Raw genomic sequence first — 1,942 nt, forward strand, 5'->3', positions numbered from 1 at the left:
CGATCGGACTGCCCGATATTGAACCGGTAAGGGGTCCGGCCGACGGCCGGACCACCATAGGACTTTGAACGCATGGCCTCGATATTCGGCTTCAGATCAAGGAATCCGGCCCGCGACCGCCAGACCGACATTTCGCGCCTCGACCGCCTGGCGAAGCTGTTCGAGCAGATCGCGGCCGAGATCGAGGCGGAGCGAAACGGGCTGGAGAATCGCTACAAGGCGACGGCCACCAACGCCGCCTTTTTGGTCGAGGCCATGGAGAACGGCTCGGCGTCTGCGCGCCGCTCCGCCGAGGTCGATGAATTGACGACCTCGATTCTGAATTGCGAGCGCCGCATCGCGGCGTTGTCACGCCAGAACGGCATGGTCCGGGAGCTTCGTCATTCGCTGGATATGGTTTTCGATGAGGACGGGTCGTCCGATATGACGGCCAGCGAGGGGCTCGCCAAACCGGCAGGCGCCGGCAGAGGGTGAAAGCTGAAGGGTGGATTTGGCGCGAGGCGAGAAGGCAGCTTGGGGAGGGGCTGACGAGAGAAAGAAAGCGCCGTTTGGCAACGGCTCGAATGGCTACTTTGGGTTGGGGATGCACAGCGCAAAGGTTGAGTTTCGTATGAATGCGGATCCGAGAACCACGTTCACCGTCGCAGTTCGCGGCATATCGTCAACGCGCCAGGCCAGGCAAGCCCGCCCGGGCGGTTCCACCGGACGCAGGGCTGCCCTGGTCGCGCTGGCCGCTCTCGCTGGCCTGTTCGCCGGGCCGGCGCCATCCTGGTCGCAGGATCTGAAGTCGGCGCCCTCATTCGTCGATGATTTCACCAGCTTCAACCGCCAGCGCTGGTATGTCTCCGATGGCTGGACGAATGGCGGCCATCAGAATTGCACCTGGGCGAAGGGGCAGGTCAGCCTGGCGGACGGCGTGCTGTCATTGGGTTTCGAGAAGCAGAAGACGAAGGATCGCGACTACGCTTGCGGCGAAATCCAGACCAAGCAGCGATTCGGCTACGGCACCTACGAGGCGCGCATGAAGACCGACACCGGTCCCGGCCTCAACGCGGCTTTCTTCTCCTATATCGGACCGTCGGACAAGCAGCCCTGGGACGAGATCGACTTCGAGATCCTGACCAAGGACACGTCCAAGGTGCAGGTCAATGCCTACATCGCCGGCAAGGGCAAGAACGAGAAGCTGGTCGACGTGCCGGGCGGCACGGAAAAGGCCTTCAACGACTACGCCTTCGTCTGGCAGAAGGACAGTTTGCGCTGGTACGTCAACGGCCAGCTGGTGAACACCATCACCGATCCGGCAAAGCTGCCCAGCCATGCTCAGAAGATCTTCTTCAGCCTCTGGGGCAGCGATACGATGACCGGATGGTTGGGCGCATTCGCCGATCCCGGACGCAAGCTTTCGCTGCAGATCGAGCGCGTCGCCTTCACCGCGCAGGGCGAACCCTGCCAGTTTCCGGAATCGCTGGCATGCAGCGTAAAGTAGAACCTATTGGGAAAGTCGATTTGAACCGGCCGGGCCGAACACGGTCCGCTGCCCTGGACAGGAACAAAACAGAATGAATTTGACGGTGTTTGGTATCGGCTATGTCGGTCTCGTGCAGGCTGCTGTGCTTGCCGAAGTGGGCCACCAGGTCGTCTGCGTCGACATCGCCGCGAACAAGGTCGAGCGGCTCAATCAAGGTCTCGTCCCGATTTTCGAGCCGGGCCTGGAAAGCATCGTGAGGGAGAACCATGCCGCCGGCCGCATCAAGTTCACCACCGACGCGGCCGCCGCCGGCAGGCATGGTGAAATCCAGATGATCGCGGTCGGCACGCCTCCCGGCGAGGATGGCTCGGCCGATCTCAAATATGTGCTGGCGGTCGCCGAGGCGATCGGCCGGGAAATGGATGCGCCCAAGATCGTCGTCGGCAAGTCGACCGTGCCGGTCGGCACTTGCGA

The 1,942-nt window shown here is 62.4% G+C and carries 3 protein-coding genes; all 3 read left to right on the forward strand.

Going from position 1 to position 1,942, the window contains the following annotated elements; all coding sequences use genetic code 11:
• Positions 1-72: 72 nt before the first annotated feature.
• Complete coding sequence (locus tag FJ980_RS30185) at positions 73-474, forward strand: hypothetical protein (RefSeq protein ID WP_140512927.1); 402 nt, start codon at positions 73-75, stop codon at positions 472-474.
• Between the two features lie 136 nt (positions 475-610).
• The gene (locus FJ980_RS30190; RefSeq protein ID WP_140497181.1) at positions 611-1,486 is read left to right on the forward strand and encodes a family 16 glycosylhydrolase; all 876 of its coding nucleotides are present in this window, start codon (positions 611-613) and stop codon (positions 1,484-1,486) included.
• 73 nt (positions 1,487-1,559) lie between these two features.
• A partial coding sequence (locus tag FJ980_RS30195; RefSeq protein ID WP_140547260.1) for a 3-hydroxyacyl-CoA dehydrogenase NAD-binding domain-containing protein occupies positions 1,560-1,942 on the forward strand: 383 nt, incomplete at its 3' end.

The organism is Mesorhizobium sp. B1-1-5, from assembly GCF_006443065.1.
Classification (GTDB): Bacteria; Pseudomonadota; Alphaproteobacteria; order Rhizobiales; family Rhizobiaceae; genus Mesorhizobium.

Coding starts and splice junctions, on each gene's coding strand:
- FJ980_RS30185 (WP_140512927.1), top strand. CDS start 73: ATGGCCTCGATATTCGGCTTCAGATCAAGGAATCCGGCCCGCGACCGC.
- FJ980_RS30190 (WP_140497181.1), top strand. CDS start 611: ATGAATGCGGATCCGAGAACCACGTTCACCGTCGCAGTTCGCGGCATA.